The sequence below is a fragment of the Flavobacterium saccharophilum genome (assembly GCF_900142735.1).
GTDB lineage: Bacteria > Bacteroidota > Bacteroidia > Flavobacteriales > Flavobacteriaceae > Flavobacterium > Flavobacterium saccharophilum.
In genome coordinates this window covers 229,613-248,588 of record NZ_FRBY01000006.1, presented here as the reverse complement: position 1 = coordinate 248,588, position 18,976 = coordinate 229,613, and the positions used below count along the sequence as shown (strand labels likewise).

Genomic DNA, 18,976 nt, shown 5'->3' with positions numbered 1-18,976 from the left:
TCAAAATATATTATTAGTATCTGTAACCTGAATTAATTTTTTAAATCGGCTTCTGTCATAATCAATTCGGCTTGCTTTAACCGCGATCGGAAATGAAATACCCACATTTGAGTTCATTTTTAATTTATTCAGATTGCTTGTTGAAAAATCAAGTTTGCCTTCGGCAGTTTCATTAAGGCTGGCAACAAAATCTGCATTTAAGGTAAAATCAGTTTCAATATCAACCACAAGGTTTTGAGCAAAAACGGTTCCTGTTGTCAACAAAAGATAATTTTGATTGATGTTTTTTAGAAGAGAAGGATTCGGATGCAGAAAATCGGCTCCATAAAAATATTCTTCAAGATTACCAATTGTATATTCTTTGGTAACCGAATTGCCATAACTAATCGTTACCGATTTCCCGGATTGTATTTTTGACGTTATTCCGAGTGTTCCGAGTCCAAGTGTTTTCAAAATTTCTCCCAAAAGTGTAATCCCGATATTAAATCCGTACTCATCCTTTTTGGTATAATCGACATTTAGGGCTGCGTTCTCGATTTCAGTTAATACAATTTCGCTCTTAAAAGCATGGCCGATATTGTCGTAGTAAAGCTGAGCCTCATCAAAAGGTTTTTTCAGCCATAATTGCAATGGTTTATGATTTCTAACTGGTCCTTCAATTAAATCATAACCTTGTTCGGTTAAAAATGTTGATAGTCTCATCGTAGTGGTATTTAAGTTTATTAGTAGTTGGGGTCATCCGATAAATTTGTTTTTGGTTACTCTTTTTTAGAAAATTAATTGGAATCTAATATTCTCATTTAATAGGATTTAGTTATTACAAATTTATTAAATATTTATAAGTTAATTCTCAATTTTATGATTCCTTTATGCCTTACTATTTGATAAATAGTAACTTAAAAAACGAGAGTAATTCAATACCAAAATTTAACTCAAATTGTGAATATCTATTTCGCAATTAATCGATTTTATTTGCGTTAAAATCTATCTTTGACATCCTTAAATTAAATAGAAATGAGCGCAGTTTGGTACGAATGCAAAGTAAAATATAGAAAAACAGATGATATTGGTGGACAAAAGGTTACGACAGAACCTTATTTAGTAGATGCCATATCCTATACAGAAGCCGAAAGCAGAATTAATGAAGAAATGGCGGCTTATGTTAGTGAAGAATTTAAAATCACAAACATAAAAGTAGCGAACTATGCTGAGATTCATCCGTTCGAAAATGCAGATCGTTGGTTTAAATCAAAAGTTTCTTTAATTGCTTTTGACGAAGAAAGCGGAAAAGAACGCAAAACCAATATGTATTTATTAGTTCAGGCAAATGACGTAAAAGAAGCCTACGATAACACAGTTTCTGTGATGAAAGGTACAATGGGTGATTATACCATCCCGGCTATTTCTGAATCACCAATTATGGATGTTTTTCCATATTTCAGTGGAGAAGAAGGAGATTTAGAACAAATCGAAAGATTCAATGCGCTTAAAGGATCAAAACCAGAATTAGTAGCCGTAGGAGATATGGGCGAAAATATTGAAGATTTGGTCGAAGCTGATAGCGAGTAATCCATCAAGATCATAAATTTATAAAGAGGACTTTTTGGGTCCTCTTTTTTTGTTTAAAAGCTTTAGCTAAGTTTGGCGTGCAGAAAATTAACAATTAATGATTTACAATTTACAATTGATAATTATATTCAAAAACCCCATCCCACAAAGCATCAATAGTGACAAGTGCCTTCTCTAACGAAACGACTTCCCATTTTCCATTAGTTTCTACGCCAAGACCGGTATTTTTTAGTTTATCCAAAGCATCTTTTACATCAAAATCAAGAGGTGTCTTTAATGTTGTTTCAAACCACGATTCAATCTGAGTATCGAGTTCTTCGGCGGTTAAAGGAGTTTCGCTTTTGTATAAAAAAGTATAAGCCAGAATCGTTTCTTTAAGCACTTCTTCTTCAGACGAATTTAAAAGCGAATAAAAAGCGCCGCTGTTATTTCCGAGATTCTTGAAATACAAACTATCCGAAAGTATTTTAGAATATCTGATTTTCTTGTTTATAAAATTATTGTATTGACGGAAGCAATAAAGAGATAAGATTCCCAAGGCTATTAATCCCTGATTTAAGGAAGTTTTACTGTTTAATAAATCAATCGCTTCACCAGTTTCATAAGCCTTATACATATTAACCAGTGCCGGAATTACTTTCGCGCTTAATAATGAAATTCCACCAAAAATTCCAGGAACCCAAAGCAATAATTTATCTTTCAAAGACATTCTCGGAATCGCGTTTGGAAAAATAGTTTCCAAATCGTTTTTAGGAACACGCTTAAAGATTTTCAAAACAACCGAACCCGGTTCAACTGGCATTTTTCCCAATTTGACTTTCTTTTCTTTCAGGAAATTGGTGTCGTTGTAATGCAGGTAAATCAGTACACGATCGTAGTACTCGATTTCGACTTCTTTCTTCCAGAAGAAATATTTTTTTACCTTTTCTTTGGCTGTATGTTGCCCGCGTACATACATTTCATAATCCTTAAAAGCATTAAAATCGATAGAAAGATTCAGGCCAATCAAATCAGATTCCTTAAAAGCAATATCTAAAGTTTCCTGATCAATACGTGTATAATTTCCCAGTGCTAAAACAGTCAAAAGTGTTTCCTTAAAAACTTTAAAATCACTTTTGCCAATAAAACTTTTTCGCTCTTTGTTGCTCAAATCCGGATCAAACAAAGCGTAGTTTTGTTTTAGATTTCGGTTGAGGTTAAATGCCTCGTAATGAAAATAATGTTCGATAATATCAAACAATTTTTTAAAATCATCAACTTTTTTTGGATCTTGAGAGAAAGTAGCAAGTTGTTGCTCGAGTAAGAATTCCTTATTAAAGGGAATATAATGTTCTCGTGTCATGTTTTGTAGGTTCTTCGGGTACTAAGGTTCAAAGATACATCTTTTAAGGTTCATAGGCTCATAGTGACAAAGGTGCAAAGAAAAGATACACTATAAATATATCTTAATTTTAAGCCTGTAACGGATATATTTGAGAAAATAACTAATTAAATTTGATTACAATCTACTACTGTGACAATTCTGTTTCGGTATGGAGTGCACAAACCCAATTGTTATTTTCTTTAATCCAGGTTGAGGTGCAGACACATTTCAGAGATTTTTGTTTATCGTCTGCCATTTCTAGTTCTATTTGGTATGCTGTTATTGCAGTATTTCCAGCAAGTAATTGTGTTTCTACATCAGCAATATTCAATACTTTTATTTTATTGCCGTCTGCTGATTCAAACATCTTTTTAAACGTGGCTTCGTCTACACTTTGTAGACCAGTTTTGCCTGCTATTATACAAGGAAAATGAGTAAGCTTTTTTACCGTTTCATAATCGTGATTTTCCATTCCCTGCCAATATTTTTTTTCCAGTTCAATAATTTGTGTTTCCATAATTATCTTTATTTGGGTTAAACAGTAATACAAAGTTTACAATAATATTAAATCGGATATATGATTTTAACATAGATTTAATCAATAACCGTAATAAGCTAATTTACTGCTTACAAGTATTTTACATAAGATAGGAAGATGATTTTTGTCTTATTTATTCCTTATACCAGCTCAAAATCAGGCAAATCAAGCAACTTTTTAAAATGATCAACCTTTTGAGGATTTTGCGAACAAGCAATAAGTTGCTCGGTTAAGAGTTCCTTATTAAAGGGAATATAATGTTCCCGTGTCATGTTTGTGATTTTTTGTTACCAATCCTTAAAGACAAAAGTTTTTTAGTTTATTAGGTTTAGCAAAGAATAGTGGTAAGAAATCTCAAATTAGAAGTAAAGAAAAAAGAGAGAGCAAAAGCTCTCTCTTATATTATAATGTTTTTAAGTCCTTAATTACTGTCAAATCTAAAAATTGCTATTCTTGTAAGTGACGCTTGATAACCTGTTGCATTTCCACCCATATCGACTGAAATTTGATCTCCCGCAGCAAAGTCATCTATTGCAAAAACTACTGCTGAAGCACCAGAGGCGGTTGTTGCATCAATTGCAGCGATAGGAGTTCCATTCTTTTTGATTCGTAGATACCATGCTCCACTTGGACTACCAACAGTTAAGTTTACAAAGATTTGGTGTAATCCAGCTTTTTTTATATTATAAACAGTTCCATTAGTTACATCACCCGTAAATGCATTTTCAGGATTTAAGACATTTGTATCAAAAAACACTTTTATTCCTGAACTTCTAGCTGTGCCCACTTTTGCAAAACCAACTAATCTTGGGGTTACTACACCAGGAACTACTACAGGAGCTTTCCAAATTATATTACCTGCGGCATCTGCCGCAGTAGCTATAGCGCCAGGAACAGGAGCTACACCATCTGTACCTCTTAAAATTTGTGTAGAAGTTAGTGTGGTTTTGTTTGTTGTTTCGTTAATAGTTAGAGCGTTAGTACCTTTTAGACTATTCCAAATGCCAAAGTCTCCATTTTCTTTAAAAATACTGAAATAATTAGTATTACTGGTAAGACGATCTATGAATTGTGCTTCGTTTTTAACATAAGCATTTTTTATATTAAAAATGCTGTAATCCGAAATATTCAAATCCGTAGTTGCAATATGATTTCCTAAGTTATCAGCGCCACTAAAACTAGATCTTGATACATATTTTAAAATACCATTTGAATCTGTTACTAGTACATTATCAGAAGAACTTCCTGTCTGAAGTCCTTGAATAGCCAAAGTAAAAGCTGAAGTTGTGGTCAAAATTGATGGTTGAGTCAAAGCACCACCTAATTGTATATAGCCATTATTAGCTGTAAGTCCATTGTTTGCACCAGTGCTAATGGCTACTTTTTCACCGTTTTGTGTTATTACCGTTTTGGTTTGAGCCATAATAAACCCACTCTGGATTAATAACAGCATGCATGTAATTTTTTTCATTTTAAGTAATTTAGCTATTGTCTTTTTTATGATATTCATGTTATATTATGATCAAATATTAGGACTAAAATGTACTTTTACATCTTTATATTTTTTCTCATAAAATCAACGGCAAAATTAATTGCATCATAAAGAAGCTCTTACCTCTAGAAGTTCTAGTTATGACAAAATAGGACTATTTAGAAAAAAGTTAAAAAATTGCTTTTAAAGTAAAAGCTTTGCTTAATGGAGGATCCTGCAATTTCATTATTCTTGATATACATAATTAACATTCAAGTCACTATAATGTATTAATTTGCTTGGTCAAATCTAAAAACTGCAATTCTAGTGAGTGAAGATGTATAACCTGTTGCATTTCCACCCATATCTACTGTAATCTTATCACCTGCAGCAAAGTCATCAATAGCAAATACTACTGCTGATGCACCAGCCGCCTTTGTAGCATCAATTGCAGCGATAGGAGTTCCATTCTTTTTAATTCTTAAATACCAATCTGCTGTTGGAGTTGCAACAGTAAGATTGACAAAAATCTGATGTAATCCAGCCTTTTTTATATTATAAGTAGTTCCATTAGTCAGATCGCCAGTAAATGCATTTTCAGGATTTAAGACATTTGTATCAAAAAATACTTTTAATCCTGAAGTTCTCGTTGTGTTCACTTTTGCAAAACCAACTAATCTTGGAGTTACTACACCAGGAGCAACCGTAGGAAGCGTCCATATTATATTACCCGTGGCATCTGCCGCAGTAGCTATAGAACCAGGAACAGGAGCCGCTCCATCTGTACCTTTTGCGATTTGTGCAGAAGTTAATGTGGTTTTATTTGTTGTTTCGTCAATGGTTAAGGCATTTGCATTTTTCAAATTATTCCAAATTCCAAAGAATCCATTATTTTTATATATGCCAAAATAATTAGTATTGCTAGTAACGCGATCTGCAAATTGTGCTTCGTTTTTAACATACGCATTTTTTATATTAAGAATACTAAACGTCGACATTTCAAGATCTTTCGTAGCGATATGATTTCCCAAATTATCAGCACCTCCGCCAAAACTAGCTCTTGATACATATTTCAAAACACCATTAGCATCGGTTACTAGCACATTGTCAGATGTGTCGCCTGTTTGTAAACCTTGTATTGCCAGAGTATATGAAGAAGTGGTCGTTAAAACAGAAGATTTTGTTAAAGGTCCTCCTAATTGAATATAACCATTATTGGCTGTCAAACCATTGTTTGCATAAGGACTAATAGTTAACTTTTCTCCAAATTGTGTAACTACTGTTTTGGTTTGAGCCATTATAAATCCGCTTTGGATTAATAACAATAGGCATGTAATCTTTTTCATTTTAATAATTTTAACTGTTTACTAATTGGCTTATAGTTTATGGATTTGATTTTCTATTGCTTTTTTTGATTCGTTATTAAGTTTATTATATTCCTCTTTCAGCATGTCGCAAATGATACCAACCCGGTCGCCGCGAATCGACTTTCGGATATAATCATACGAATATCCGTGTCTGGCTTTCATAATCTTTAGGACATCTTGATTGTAACTTGGTTTAGTTTTTATATTTTTGTCCATTGCTTAGTTTGTATTAATAATAAGACAAATTTAGTAAGACATTTTCTAAAAAAGTATCAAAATAAGACATTTTCTAAAATATTTGCACTTATGAATGAAAACACCTTAAAAAGAATAAAACAATATCTAGATTCAAAAGGTATTAGGGTTAGCGTTTTTGAAAGAGAGATTGGCTTTTCTAACGGTTCTTTTGCTAGTCAATTAAAAAACGATAAAACAATTGGTGTTGATAAATTAGAAAAAATTCTTAGAATATATACAGATGTTAATATTGATTGGCTCTTAACGGGTAATGGAAATATGCTAAAGGAGGATATTTTAAACGAAGCACCGGCACCGTATAATAAAATCAATAAAGTAAATCCTGAAGAAGCTATTAACTACAAAGAACTAGCCGAATCCCGCAAAGAAACTATTGAAAGTCTAAAAAAAATAATTATTTATCTGGAGGATCAACTGGCAGAAGCCAATCAAAATAAAGGGTAATATCTTGGATGTAATCTTTTAGAAGAACAATAAAAGCGCAAATGTCCTGGACGTTTGCGCTTTTTAAATAAAACTATTTGGCAATGGTTTAAGTTCAAAATAAAAATAAAAGTGAGATCCATAATCGTTATCGATTACAATCTCACTTTTTCCCCAAAAAAAAGTATTAAACATTCAAGGTTTTCTACCTACTGAAAAACCATGATAAATATGCTCCACCATATTGACAGCAAGTTTAAGGATTATTAAGCACTGAGCACCACGTATTTATACGGGTTTTTTATTGGGATAGATTTTTTTTTTCAGGTTTTATTTCTTCATGAAAATTCGATAGGCTTTCAACCAATAAAAGATACCAAGTGAAAATACAATCATAACTATGGAGGCTCTTATATATAAGATTTGATCTGAAAAAATCCAGTTATCCTGAATAGATTTTTCATCCTCATTACAGATATAACCTTTTTCCTTTTGTTTGTTTACCCAGGCGTAATAGTTAATCTGAGTTTGGTTTAATGTATCTGCAATTGGTTCAACACTAATATTGTTTTCTATAACAGCACTTCCGTCCGGGATATTTAAATCAAAAATGGTTTTATAGTTGTCAAATTTTTTAGATAAGCCATAGGTTAAAACTTTTTTATTTTTCTGGCCTACAGTTTTGGTATAAGTGGAATCAATAACAACAAATTCTTTCTGATAAGACTGAGGATTTTGAAACATTTCCTTATTCTTAAAGTAGAATGTTAAACTTCTCCCTCCTAATGCAATTGATACTATAAAGATAAAAATAGCAGCCAATAGTAAGGCAAGTTTAATTTTGTTCATTATTGATTTGTTTAACGGGTTTTACTTTTATAATGACTTTCTCAATTTTGAAAACGTTGTCATTCCACTATACTTAGATCTGGTGTCTGAATAATTTTAATTTATCGGAGATAAATATATCGAAAACTTTCGCAATTAATTTGTTTAAAGGAGAAAGCTATCTTTACTATTAGATTACACTTTGCAGAAGTGTTTTGATTGGAGCAAAGCGAAAAAAATTAAACTCTTCCCAATAAAACCACAATTGTGACTTGAGCCATTTCTATTAGCCTACCTTACCAAAAAACAAATGTCAATAGAAGAGAAGGTTAGGCAGGTTGAAGCATTGTTTGATCGTCTTGAAATTGAAATTAAAGCTTTTCAGTCTGATACAAATTTGCATTGCAAGGCAGGTTGCGGCAAGTGCTGTTCAACACCTAATATCGACGCTTCTCCTTTAGAATTTTTACCCTGGGCCTTTCATTTGTTTTTAAATGGCAAAGCCGAAGAAACCCTAAAAGAATTAAACAGTATTTCTACTAAAAGTTGCTTTTTGTACCGCCCGCTTTCGGTTTTGGAATACCACAAAGGAAGCTGTAGCAATTACCGTTATCGCGGTTTAATTTGCCGTCTTTTTGGTTACGGCGCAACAACAGATAAATTTGGAAAATTGCGATTGGCCACTTGCAAAATCATAAAAGAAGAACAAGGGGACAACTTTACTAAAGCCGAAGTAGCAATCAACAAAGGAACATCAATTCCCATTTTTACCGATTATTATATGAGGTTAGCCCAAATTGATCTTAGAATGGGTGTTAACTTATTACCGATAAATGAAGCTTTGAAAATAGCGGTTGAAGAGGTTTTACATTATTATGCTTACAGGCCTTTTCCGGGTGGGTTGGAGAATATTGCTTAGATTAGTTTGACATGGAGATTACACAACAATGCGTTCAGAAATCTAAAAAGTATTTTAGGATGGATTACGTAATTTTGAAAAAGCGCTCAGAAAAGGAATTTAATCCAATCGTAAATAAATACCAACAGATGGAAAATAGCACGACTACCACAACTCAAAATTTCTTCAGAATACTTTTAGGAGTCTTTATGATAGCAGCAGCAATGGGTCATTTTACTTTTCAGCGAATAGATTTTCAGGCGCAGGTCCCAAATTGGGTTCCTATGGATAAAGATCTGGTGGTAATACTTTCCGGAATTGTCGAAATGGTAATAGGTTTGGCTTTTATTTTCCTAACCCGTTATAAAATACAATTGGGTATTGGTCTTGCTATATTTTATGTGCTGGTTTTTCCGGGTAATATTGCCCAATATTTAAACGGAACAGATGCACTAGGAATGAACACTGATCAGGCTCGATTGATTCGATTGTTTTTTCAACCTGTTTTGATTTTGTGGGCTTTATGGTCTACTGGGGCACTTGGTTTTTTGTTAAAAAAAAGGTAATTTTTCAGGTTGTATTATCGTGACATTAGAATAAAATCTAATACGATTTCGACAATTATTTTTAGCCAGTTTTTCTTTTTATTTGCTGCGTCTGTTTTTTTCATGTCTGTATACTTGAAAAATATCTTTAAAGATATAATTTTTTCTCAGTATGAGAAAAACTTTGCGTACACGCATTTGCAAATCTGTGCGATCTTCTTTAGTCGTAATAATGGAAACTCTATAATTAGAAAATTTTTATAGATTGTGCATACTCGTTGTTTAATTATCTAATTCCCATATTTTCTCAATTCTCTAATTATCTAATTCCCAAATTTCCTAAATTTGCGACTTATGAAAAAAGCTTTCCAACTCTTCGACTTCACTCAAAAAGTCAATTACAAAAACGAAATTTTAGCCGGTTTAACAGTTGCCATGACGATGATTCCAGAATCGTTGTCGTTTGCTATTTTGGCTGGGTTTCCGCCTTTGGTGGGTTTATATGCTGCTTTTATTGCAGGCTTGGTAACAGCAATTTTTGGAGGAAGACCCGGAATGATTTCGGGTGGGGCAGGTGCAACGGTTATTGTTTTAATCGCCTTGATGAAATCGCACGGCATAGAATATGTTTTTGCAGCCGTCGCGTTGGGTGGTGTAGTGCAAATTTGTATCGGGCTTTTTAAACTCGGAAAATTTATTCGGTTAGTGCCGCAGCCTGTAATGTTTGGTTTTGTAAACGGTTTGGCGGTGGTAATTTTCATGTCGCAATTAGAACAGTTTAAAACCATGTACGATGGAAAAGTTGCCTGGTTGCAGGGAACACCTTTGTATATTATGGTGGGTCTAGTAGCGTTAACTATTGGTATTGTATTGCTTTTTCCTAAAATAACCAAGACAGTTCCAGCATCTTTAGTTGCAATTATGGTGGTTTTTGCGATTGTACTCATCTTCAATATTGATACCAAAACAGTTCAGGATATAGCTTCTGTTCAGGGCGGTTTTCCGCCTTTTCATATCCCGAATATTCCTTTGTCTTTTGAGACTTTCAAAGTGATTTTTCCATACTCTGTAATTGTTGCTGCGGTTGGCTTGACTGAAGGTTTGCTTACGCTGAATTTAGTCGATGAAATCACCGGAACCCGCGGAAACAGTAACAGGGAATGTATCGCACAGGGAAGTTCAAATATCTTAAATGGTTTCTTCTTCGGAATGGGAGGATGCCCAATGATCGCACAGACTTTGGTGAATCTGAGCGCCGGTTCAAGAGCAAGACTTTCGGGAATTATTGCTGCTTTGACTATTTTATTAATTATTCTTTTTGGAGCGCCTGTAATTGGGAAATTGCCTATGGCGGCTTTGGTTGGCGTTATGATGATGGTAGCGATTACGACTTTCGAATGGGCTAGTTTTAAAGTCATCAACAAAATGCCTAAACACGATATTTTCGTTGGAATCCTGGTGGCCGTTGTGACTATTCTACTTCATAATTTGGCTTTGGCGGTATTAATCGGGGTAATAATTTCAGCCTTGGTTTTTGCCTGGGAAAGTGCCAAAAGAATCCGAGCCAGAAATTTTATCGACGAAAACGGAATCAAACATTATGAAATTTACGGTCCGTTATTTTTTGGTTCAATTGCTGCCTTCATGGAAAAGTTCGACATCCAAAACGACCCCAATCATATTATTATAGACTTCAAAGAAAGCCGCATTGCTGATATGTCGGCCATAGAAGCCTTGAATAATTTGACGAAGAAATACAGTCAGGAAAATAAAAAGATAGAATTACAGCATTTAAGCGCAGACTGCAGGCAATTACTTAAAAATGCCGATGCCGTAATAAATGTCAATGTAATTGAAGATCCTACTTACAAAGTGGTTTCTTGAAATTAGAAAATGAGATAATTTGATAATTAGATAATGATTAAGCGCAATCTATAGAATTATCTAATTGACAAATTATCTCATTTTCTAATTATAAAGATTGATTTTCGTAACTTTGTCAAATGAAATTTACAGAAACCTTAGAAGATTTTTATACGATTAAAATAAACGGAATGCCCGAGAATCTTAAAAAAGAAATCGGACATTTTAATGTTTTTAAGTTGGATGATTATATTGGTACTACTTGTAATCCATTGCCTTATACGCGAAAAGACTTTTATAAAATAAGCTTAATCATCGGAAAAAACAAAGTACATTATGCTGATAAGGTTGTTTCGATTGAAGAGCAGGCTTTGTTTTTTGCAAATCCACAAATTCCGTACAGTTGGGAACATATTGATGAAAATCAAACCGGTTTTTTCTGCATTTTTACAGATGCGTTTTTTAGTCAGTTTGGGAATTTAAAAGAATATCCTTTATTTCAGCCCGGCGGGAATCCAATTGTTCCGGTTTCAAAAGAACTGGCAGAATCTTTAAAGGTAGTATACATGAAAATGTTAGAAGAAATCAATTCGGATTACGCTTTTAAATATGATGTTCTCCGCAATCTGGTTTTCGAAATTATTCATTTGGCTTTAAAAACACAAACGGTAACTACTTCATTATACAGTAAATCGAATGCCACGATTCGGGTTTCTTCTTTGTTTTTAGAATTATTAGAAAGACAATTTCCTATTGAATCGATATCGCAACAAATTAATTTCCGTTCCCCTTCAGAATTTGCAAATCAGTTAAATGTGCATGTAAATCATTTAAATAAAGCGTTGAAAGAAACTACCGGAAAAACAACTTCACAAATTATTTCGGAAAGGATTATTCAGGAAGCCATGATTTTACTCAAACAAACCAATTGGAACATTAATGAAATTGCATGGTGTTTAGGCTTTGAAGAATTGTCTCATTTTATCAACTTCTTTAAGAAAAATGTTCAGCTTTCACCAAAAGCCTATCGCGTAACAGAAATTGTTTGATTTTCGTAACTTCTGATTTGATTGCTTTAATTCGGAATAAGGACTTCGCTGATACCTTTGTACCATAATTAAACATCAAAATTAAAATCATGGAAAATAACAAAGTTTGGTTTATCACAGGTGCCTCAAAAGGACTTGGATTAGAATTGGCTAAAAAATTATTATCAAAAGGTTACAAGGTAGCAGCCACATCAAGAAGTGAAGCATCATTGATTAAAGTTCTGGGAAATTCATCAGAGAAATTTCTGCCTTTAGAAATGGATCTAGTAGATGAAGGAAGTGTCAAAAAAGCAATTGAAGCAACAGCAAGTCATTTTAAAACAATCGATGTTTTAGTAAACAATGCGGGTTATGGTTTGCTGGGAGCATTGGAAGAATTGACAGATGAAGAATCCAGAAAAAACTACGAGGTAAATGTTTTTGGATTACTAAATGTAGTCAGAAATACAATGCCTTATATGCGTGCGAACAAAGCGGGACATATTTTTAATATTTCTTCTGTTGGAGGTTATTATGGCGAGTTTCCGGGTTGGGGGATTTATTGCTCTACAAAATTTGCAGTTGCTGGTTTAACGGAATCCTTAGCTGCTGAAGTAAAAGAATTTGGAGTGAATGTAACGTTGGTTTATCCGGGCTATTTTAGAACTGATTTCTTAAAAGATAGCTCCTTGTTATTGCCTCAGCATCCAATTGCAGCTTATAAAGAAGTAAGAGCCTCTGAAGATGCGCATAAAGGCAGTATTAATGAAAATCAACCGGGAGATCCTGAAAAATTAGCTGAAGTATTAATTAAAATGAGTCATGAAGAAAATCCTGCCTTGCATTTATTTTTAGGACAAGATGCTTATGATATGGCCAATCAAAAGATTGCAAGCGTTCAGAGTCAATTAGAGCAATGGAAAGCCGTTTCGGTTTCGACAGGGTTTTAATGTGTCAATTTGTAAATGAGGGAATGTGCCAATTAGATAATTAGATAATTCCATAGATTGTGAATAGCATTATCTAATTATCTAATTGACATATTATCTAATTATTAAGCAGCATGTTTTTAACTTCACTAAACTTACCATCAACTTCTTCGATTTTTAATCCTAAAATATGCGCTATTAAAGGATAAACCGAAACGTTCTGAAAGGTGCTAACTTCTTTATTTACTTTGAAGGCAGGGCCTTTTGCGTAGAAAATAGCGTGCATGTCTTTTTCCTTATTATCGTAACCGTGTGTTCCGCCTTTTATATGCGTACTTTCTTTGCTCACTAAACTATAGCCTTTTTTGGCTTCAATAACAAAATCATGCACACGCGGATTGGTTCCGTAATGCAATCTTTTTGGAACTTCGTTAGATCGCCAGAATTTGATATGGGGTACTTTTTTTAATGCCTTTGCAATAGAATCCTGAAAGCCGGGTTCTGCCTGTAAACTCATAATTGGATTAATTACAGCTTTGTAACCTAACCATTCTGGTTTTAAATAATCTAAAACAGCTACTTTTTTGGCATTACTGATGTCGGCCATTCCATGATCAGAGACAATGATTAAATTGATTTTTTTGCCGATAGTCAATTGATCTAGTTTGGATGATAATTGTCCCATAATTGAATCCATTTTGTAAACCATTTTTTCATTTTCAGGAGAAAGCGGACCAAAGTTATGTCCCGTGTGATCAGGTTCATCAAAGTATAACGTAATCAAATGTGGGCGTTGTTTTTCAGGAAGTTCTAACCATTTTATAACAGTATCAATTCTGTTGCCATACGGAATCTTATCATCATAATTTTTATAAATACCCGGTCTTTTTTGATCCGTATCAGATCCAGGCCAGAAAAAAGAAGCGGCTTTTACACCTTGTTGTTCAGCTACATTCCAAATCGGATTTCCGCCATAAAAACGGGAATCATTTTTGGCTTTAGTAGACAATGAAAAAGATTCGTTTAAAGCACTATCATAAAAAACATTATTGATGATCCCATGATGATCCGGATAAAGTCCGGTTACGATCGCATAATGATTCGGGAAAGTTTTGCTTGGATAAGAAGGTTTCATAGATTTGGCGTGAACGCCTTCTTTGGCTATTTTGTTGAGGTTTTGAAGCTTGAAATGTTTCGCATAATCCCAACGGAATCCATCCATAGAAACTAAAACGACATAATTGTTCTTGGCAGATTGTGAATAGGAAAAAGTGGAAATGAATAAGAATGTAAAAGATAATAGGTGAGTAGTAAATTTTCTCATTTTGCAATTTTAATAGAACCGCAAAGGTAGAGATAAGAGATTTTTTAAAGAAAAAGAGAATGTTAAATAAAAAAATAGCCACGAATTCACGAATTTTTTGCAAATGCTTTGTTTGAAAAAAATTAGTAGCCACAGATTTCACAGATTAAAAGGATTATAATCTGTGTAATCTGTAGCACAAAAAATTAAGCACAAAGATTTGAATACTTAATTCGTGAATTCGTGGCTAAAAAAAAACGCCAGATAAGAATCTGGCGTTTTAAGTTTTAAGAAAAGAACGATTACATCATTCCTGGCATACCGCCACCCATTGGCATTCCGCCAGCGCTTTCTTCTTTAATATCAATTAATGCACATTCTGTAGTAAGGATCATTCCAGAAACAGATGCAGCATTTTCTAATGCAACACGAGTTACTTTTTTAGGATCGATAATTCCAGCTTTTAGCATGTCTACGTATTCGTCAGTTTTGGCATTGTATCCAAAATCACCAGAACCTTCACCAACTTTTGCTACTACTACAGAACCTTCTAGACCTGCATTTTCAACAATAGTTCTTAATGGAGATTCAACAGCACGAGCTACGATTTGAATTCCGGTTGCCTCGTCAGCATTATCAGCTTTAAGATCTGCTAGCGCCGCTTTTGCTCTTAATAAAGCAACACCACCACCTGCAACAATTCCTTCTTCAACAGCAGCACGAGTTGCATGTAACGCGTCGTCAACTCTGTCTTTTTTCTCTTTCATTTCCACTTCAGAAGCAGCACCAACATAAAGAACAGCAACACCACCAGCTAATTTAGCCAAACGCTCTTGTAATTTTTCTTTATCGTAATCAGATGTAGTTGTTTCCATCTGACCTTTGATTTGGTTTACTCTGTTTTTGATGATATCAGCTTCACCAGCACCACTTACAATTGTAGTGTTGTCTTTATCGATAGAAACTCTTTTTGCAGTTCCTAACATTTCGATTGTAGTGTTTTCTAATGTGTATCCTCTTTCTTCAGAGATTACAGTTCCACCAGTTAGGATTGCGATATCTTCTAACATTGCTTTTCTTCTGTCTCCAAAACCTGGAGCTTTTACAGCAGCAATTTTAAGAGCACCTCTTAATTTGTTTACTACCAAAGTAGAAAGAGCTTCTCCGTCAACATCTTCAGCAATAATTAATAATGGTTTTCCTGATTGAGCAACTGGCTCTAAAACTGGAAGTAATTCTTTTAAAGAAGAAACTTTTTTGTCATATAATAAGATGTATGGAGAGTCTAATTCAACTTCCATTTTTTCTGGGTTTGTTACGAAGTAAGGAGAAAGATATCCTCTGTCAAACTGCATACCTTCAACAACATCCACGAAAGTGTCCGTTCCTTTAGCTTCTTCAACAGTAATAACACCTTCTTTTCCTACTTTAGCAAAAGCTGTAGCGATAAGTTCACCAATCACTTCGTCATTGTTTGCAGAGATAGAAGCAATTTGTTTGATTTTATCAGAATCGCTTCCAACCACTTTAGCTTGTTTAGCTAAGTCAGCTACGATAGCTTCAACTGCTTTATCGATACCACGTTTCAAATCCATTGGATTTGCACCTGCAGCAACGTTTTTCAAACCTTCTTTAACGATTGCCTGAGCTAAAACTGTAGCAGTTGTAGTTCCGTCACCCGCTAAATCATTAGTTTTAGAAGCTACTTCCTTAACCATTTGCGCACCCATGTTTTCTAATGGGTCTTTTAATTCGATTTCTTTTGCAACAGAAACACCATCTTTAGTAACAGTCGGTCCACCAAATGATTTTCCGATAATTACGTTACGACCTTTTGGTCCAAGAGTTACTTTTACAGCATTTGCTAATGCATCAACACCACGTTTTAATCCGTCACGTGCTTCAATATCAAATTTTATATCTTTTGCCATTTTTTAATTTAGTTTAAAGTTTTATTTGTTTCAGGTTTCACCCGATACTTATTCTTAAGACTTATTATTCTTAGATAATTGCTAAGATATCATCTTCGCGCATAATCAAATAATCAGTTCCTTCCAATTTTAATTCTGTTCCTGCGTATTTACCATAAAGTACAGTATCGCCAACTTTTACGGTCATTGTATGATCTTTAGATCCGTTTCCTACTGCCACAACAGTTCCTTTTTGTGGTTTTTCTTTGGCAGTATCTGGAATAAAAATACCTGATGCAGTTTTTGTTTCAGCTGCAACAGGCTCAATTAGTACGCGGTCTGAAAGCGGTTTAATGTTTAAGGCCATGATTTTATAATGTTATAAGTTATACGTTTTTTAATGTTCAATAAACTTTCAGAAATTGTGCCATGCTCCTAAAACTGACATTATTTCTTAAAAAAAATGCCAGCTTTGACAGGCTGGCATTTTATATTTATTTCAAAACTATTATTTCGCTGCTGGCGTTGCCGGAGCAGGAGTTTGTTGAACTGGTGCAGCTGGTGTAGTTGCAGGAGCTTCTGTTTTTTCAATAAGTTTAGAATCAGTATCACTTAATGATCCTGTGAAACTTAAGCTTGAAAGCAAGATTAAAGCAATCAAAATAGTAGCTAGTGTCCAGGTACTTTTATCTAAAAAGTCAGTTGTTTTTTGTACTCCACCTAACATTTGAGTTCCGCTGATAGTAGACGATAATCCGCCTCCTTTAGGGTTTTGAACCATGATTACTACGATCAATAGAAAACAAACTATTGTGATTAAAACTAAAAAAATTGAAAATGTGCTCATTGCTTAATTATTATTGTTATTTTGTTGTAAAATCTTAATATCCGAAATACGGTCTGCAAAGAAACTAATTTTTTCTGGATATTTCAAAATTAATATTTCATATGCTTGTATCGCTTTTGTATATTTTTTTTGTTCCAAATATACTCTGGCCAAAGTTTCAGTCATTAGGTAAGAATTCTCTTCTTTATCATTGTCTAATTGCACCGCCGGCGTTATTGCAGTCTGTCTTATTGGAGAAATTTTTGGATTTGTTTCAATAAATTTATCAATTATTTCTGCTTTTTTCTTTTTCTCTTCGTCAATTGTTTCGGGTTTAGCTACATTTTTAGCCGTATTTTCAACTTTTTCAATTGATTCTGATTCGTCCTGCGCCTCTTTGCTACGATCAATAGGTTCTGTTTTGGCTAATTGAAGCCATTCCTGAAAAGAGTGTTTTTCACTAACAGAAAAATCCAAAGGTTTCCCGATTTCCAGATTTTCTTCGGCCGTTTTTACTGTTTCTGAAACTTCTATTTCTTTTAACTCTTCAATAGCTTTTGGTTCTTCAACTACAGGCGCTTCTTCAAAAACAATTGCTGTGGCTTCTTGTAGTGCATTGTATGTTGATTCTTCAATTGGTTCCACTCTTACACTTGGAATTTCTTCCTCAACAATTTCATCAAAGAAAGTTGGAGTTGGTTCCTTTATAATAGGTGTAGTTTCCACAATTGGAGTTGTTTCAATAATAGGAGTATCTTCAATAGTTGGAGTTACTGCCTCAAATGAATCTATAGTAGGCTCTTCGATAACTAGCTCCATCGGGTTTTCTTCAACTTCATCAAAAGTAGTCGTTGTTACTTCTTCAAAAGAATCTAAAGTAGGTTGATCGATAATTGCTTCAATTATTTTTTCTTCCACTATCAAAGGTTCCTCAAAAGTAACGGCGGTTACTTCTTTAAAAGTATCTAAAATAGCTTGCTCGGTAACGGTCTCAATTGCTTTTTCTTCAACTGGTAAAGGTTCTTCAAGAGTAACGGTTGTTACTTCCTGAAAAGAATCTAAAGTTGGTATAATGCTATCAAATAATCTTTCTTCGATTTTTACAGACTCTTCAGTAGAACTGTTTGATGCTTCTGCAAAAGTATCTGTCGTAGGCTCTTCAATAATAGAATCTATTGCTTCTTGAACTTTTATAGGCTCTTCAACAGTAACGTTTGTTGTTTCTGTAAAAGAATCTAATGTCGGTTCTTCGATAATTATAGCAACTGGTTTTTCTTCATCCTTTACAGGTTCATCAATATTGATGTTTGTTGCTTCTGTAAAAGAATCTAAAGTAGGTTTTTCTATAATTTTTACAGGCTCCTCATAAGTAACACCTGTAGCTTCTTTAATAGAATTTAAAATGGACTGCTCGATTGGATCAATGCGAACTTCCAGTTTCTTCTTTTCTTCTGCTAAGACAATCTCGCTGTCAAAAACGGTAATATTTAAAAGGTCTTTAAGTTTTTGATCGTAATATTCGCCCTGAATAGAAGTGAAAGTTTCCGAAGTAATAAAATCAAATAAAACCGAGCGATCAGTTGTATGAGCTGCTGTAACTTTTAAAGCATAATTATACTTGAAACTATTTTGATTGTAAAGACCTTTTAATCGCAATGCGCGTGCACTTTGAAAATACGGAAATTCATTCAAAACATTGCCTAATGCCTCCGCCTGCTTTTCTGTAATAGCATCGGGTTTGTTCATTAAGTGTGTATAATCAGTTACATTCATTCTTTATTGTTTAATCGTTTATTTGTTTAACTGTTTAACCGTTTTTTTGTGAACCGATTTAACGATTAACCGATTCAACAAATC

Annotated in this window: 19 protein-coding genes; 7 read left to right on the top strand and 12 right to left on the bottom strand. The window is 33.9% G+C overall.

Features of this window, described 5'->3' with window-relative positions; genetic code table 11:
• On the bottom strand, positions 1–702 hold the full coding sequence (locus tag BUA98_RS19560; RefSeq protein WP_072975261.1) for a gasdermin: 702 nt from the start codon (positions 700–702) through the stop codon (positions 1–3).
• A 312-nt stretch (positions 703–1,014) separates the two neighbouring features.
• Between BUA98_RS19560 and BUA98_RS19555 the strand changes: the two genes are divergently transcribed.
• Positions 1,015–1,569, top strand: coding sequence for a DUF4494 domain-containing protein (locus BUA98_RS19555; RefSeq protein WP_072975259.1), 555 nt, complete (start codon positions 1,015–1,017; stop codon positions 1,567–1,569).
• Positions 1,570–1,678: 109 nt separating this feature from the next.
• On the opposite strand, the gene BUA98_RS19550 is transcribed toward BUA98_RS19555, so the two are convergent.
• The 5 genes from BUA98_RS19550 to BUA98_RS19530 form a co-directional block, all read right to left on the bottom strand.
• Complete coding sequence (locus BUA98_RS19550; RefSeq protein WP_072975257.1) at positions 1,679–2,911, bottom strand: TMEM143 family protein; 1,233 nt, start codon at positions 2,909–2,911, stop codon at positions 1,679–1,681.
• 166 nt (positions 2,912–3,077) lie between these two features.
• Positions 3,078–3,449 (bottom strand): nuclear transport factor 2 family protein, encoded by a 372-nt coding sequence (locus tag BUA98_RS19545; protein WP_072975255.1) that lies wholly within the window; start codon positions 3,447–3,449, stop codon positions 3,078–3,080.
• Between the two features lie 442 nt (positions 3,450–3,891).
• Positions 3,892–4,941 (bottom strand): hypothetical protein, encoded by a 1,050-nt coding sequence (locus BUA98_RS19540; protein ID WP_139257028.1) that lies wholly within the window; start codon positions 4,939–4,941, stop codon positions 3,892–3,894.
• Positions 4,942–5,231: 290 nt separating this feature from the next.
• Positions 5,232–6,287 (bottom strand): hypothetical protein, encoded by a 1,056-nt coding sequence (locus BUA98_RS19535; protein WP_139257027.1) that lies wholly within the window; start codon positions 6,285–6,287, stop codon positions 5,232–5,234.
• A 30-nt stretch (positions 6,288–6,317) separates the two neighbouring features.
• On the bottom strand, positions 6,318–6,524 hold the full coding sequence (locus BUA98_RS19530; protein ID WP_072975249.1) for a hypothetical protein: 207 nt from the start codon (positions 6,522–6,524) through the stop codon (positions 6,318–6,320).
• A 90-nt stretch (positions 6,525–6,614) separates the two neighbouring features.
• Between BUA98_RS19530 and BUA98_RS19525 the strand changes: the two genes are divergently transcribed.
• Positions 6,615–7,010, top strand: coding sequence for a hypothetical protein (locus BUA98_RS19525; RefSeq protein ID WP_072975248.1), 396 nt, complete (start codon positions 6,615–6,617; stop codon positions 7,008–7,010).
• A 309-nt stretch (positions 7,011–7,319) separates the two neighbouring features.
• Here BUA98_RS19525 and BUA98_RS19520 read toward each other — a convergent pair whose 3' ends face one another.
• On the bottom strand, positions 7,320–7,838 hold the full coding sequence (locus tag BUA98_RS19520) for a peptidylprolyl isomerase (protein ID WP_072975246.1): 519 nt from the start codon (positions 7,836–7,838) through the stop codon (positions 7,320–7,322).
• Between the two features lie 289 nt (positions 7,839–8,127).
• On the opposite strand from BUA98_RS19520, the gene BUA98_RS19515 reads away from it, so the two are divergent.
• From BUA98_RS19515 to BUA98_RS19495, 5 genes are all read left to right on the top strand, one after another.
• On the top strand, positions 8,128–8,736 hold the full coding sequence (locus BUA98_RS19515; protein ID WP_072975244.1) for a YkgJ family cysteine cluster protein: 609 nt from the start codon (positions 8,128–8,130) through the stop codon (positions 8,734–8,736).
• 128 nt (positions 8,737–8,864) lie between these two features.
• Positions 8,865–9,281, top strand: a complete 417-nt coding sequence (locus BUA98_RS19510; protein ID WP_072975557.1) for a DoxX family protein — start codon at positions 8,865–8,867, stop codon at positions 9,279–9,281.
• A gap of 333 nt (positions 9,282–9,614) precedes the next feature.
• Positions 9,615–11,144, top strand: coding sequence for a SulP family inorganic anion transporter (locus BUA98_RS19505; protein ID WP_072975243.1), 1,530 nt, complete (start codon positions 9,615–9,617; stop codon positions 11,142–11,144).
• 119 nt (positions 11,145–11,263) lie between these two features.
• Entirely contained in the window at positions 11,264–12,172 is a 909-nt protein-coding gene (locus tag BUA98_RS19500) for a helix-turn-helix domain-containing protein (protein ID WP_072975241.1), read from the top strand.
• A gap of 89 nt (positions 12,173–12,261) precedes the next feature.
• Positions 12,262–13,101: an SDR family NAD(P)-dependent oxidoreductase gene (locus BUA98_RS19495; protein WP_072975240.1), complete on the top strand. Its 840-nt coding sequence runs from the start codon at positions 12,262–12,264 to the stop codon at positions 13,099–13,101.
• 97 nt (positions 13,102–13,198) lie between these two features.
• Here BUA98_RS19495 and BUA98_RS19490 read toward each other — a convergent pair whose 3' ends face one another.
• From BUA98_RS19490 to BUA98_RS19470, 5 genes are all read right to left on the bottom strand, one after another.
• The gene (locus tag BUA98_RS19490) at positions 13,199–14,404 is read right to left on the bottom strand and encodes an alkaline phosphatase family protein (RefSeq protein ID WP_072975238.1); all 1,206 of its coding nucleotides are present in this window, start codon (positions 14,402–14,404) and stop codon (positions 13,199–13,201) included.
• A gap of 281 nt (positions 14,405–14,685) precedes the next feature.
• The gene (gene groL, locus BUA98_RS19485) at positions 14,686–16,314 is read right to left on the bottom strand and encodes a chaperonin GroEL (protein ID WP_072975237.1); all 1,629 of its coding nucleotides are present in this window, start codon (positions 16,312–16,314) and stop codon (positions 14,686–14,688) included.
• 70 nt (positions 16,315–16,384) lie between these two features.
• Positions 16,385–16,660, bottom strand: coding sequence for a co-chaperone GroES (locus BUA98_RS19480; RefSeq protein WP_012023920.1), 276 nt, complete (start codon positions 16,658–16,660; stop codon positions 16,385–16,387).
• A 141-nt stretch (positions 16,661–16,801) separates the two neighbouring features.
• Positions 16,802–17,140 carry a preprotein translocase subunit SecG gene (gene secG, locus BUA98_RS19475; RefSeq protein WP_026985706.1) on the bottom strand — a complete coding sequence of 113 codons (339 nt, stop codon included), beginning with the start codon at positions 17,138–17,140 and terminating at the stop codon, positions 16,802–16,804.
• A 3-nt stretch (positions 17,141–17,143) separates the two neighbouring features.
• Positions 17,144–18,892, bottom strand: coding sequence for a tetratricopeptide repeat protein (locus BUA98_RS19470; protein ID WP_072975236.1), 1,749 nt, complete (start codon positions 18,890–18,892; stop codon positions 17,144–17,146).
• Positions 18,893–18,976 lie beyond the last annotated feature (84 nt).